The sequence below is a fragment of the Streptomyces sp. E11-3 genome (assembly GCF_046540415.1).
In the GTDB taxonomy this organism is placed as follows: domain Bacteria; phylum Actinomycetota; class Actinomycetes; order Streptomycetales; family Streptomycetaceae; genus Streptomyces.
The window spans coordinates 1-800 of sequence record NZ_JAZGRL010000221.1; the positions used below are offsets into that span (position 1 = coordinate 1).

General features: G+C 68.8%; 1 protein-coding gene. It reads right to left on the bottom strand.

Translation table 11 applies throughout. The annotated features are described in order from the left end of the window. On the bottom strand, positions 1 to 653 hold a 653-nt coding region (locus tag U9R90_RS36530), incomplete at its 3' end, for an ROK family protein (RefSeq protein WP_411061814.1). Positions 654 to 800 lie beyond the last annotated feature (147 nt).

Sequence of the window (800 nt, forward strand, 5' to 3'; positions counted from 1 at the left end):
CCCGTACCGAGGTTGACGACCACGGTGTCGCCACGCCCCCGCGCGGCCCCGAACCACAGCTCGGCGACCGTGCAGGCGTGCAGCGGGTTGTCCAGGTGGAGGGGGTAGGGGAGGAACGCGGACAGCATGCTGAGCAGGGGCACGTCGTGCCAGTCCCAGTTGGGCGCGTAGACGGCACTGCCGCCCTCGCGGTCCACCTGCCCCGGCACGCTGATGCCCACGCCGAGCACCGATCCGGGTTCCACCGGCGCGTCCTCGACCACGGTCTCGACCGCGGTGGCGATATGCGCGACGACCTGGTCCGGCCGGTTCTCACCCGGACGCAACTCCCGCTCGGCGCGCGCCAGCACCCGCAACGCGAGGTCGAACAGCTCGACATGGACATAGGTCTCGGCCACGTCCACACCGATCAGCGCACCCCCGGCCGCGTGCACCGAGACCAGCCCGCGGGGACGTCCTCCGTCGGAGTCCTCGTAGCCGACCTCGGTGACCATGCCAAGCTCTGTCAGCTCACTGACCAGAGTGGCGATGGTCGCCAGGCTCAGCCCGGTGGCCGCTGCCAACTCCTGCCGGGACACGGGTGATGCGGCGATGATCTGCCGCAGCACCCCGTAACGGTTGGCCGTCCGGATGTCACGGGACGTGCGCTTCACGAAATTTCCCCTCCGCCCCTGTGGATCTCTGCCGAGGCGAAGGTTATGACTGGCACCAGCTTTCGACAAGGGGTTAGGAAAGGGGTTGGAGAAAGTGGGATGCCATCGTGTTGGGGGCCGTCTGCGGGGCGGGGGAGACTAGATCGG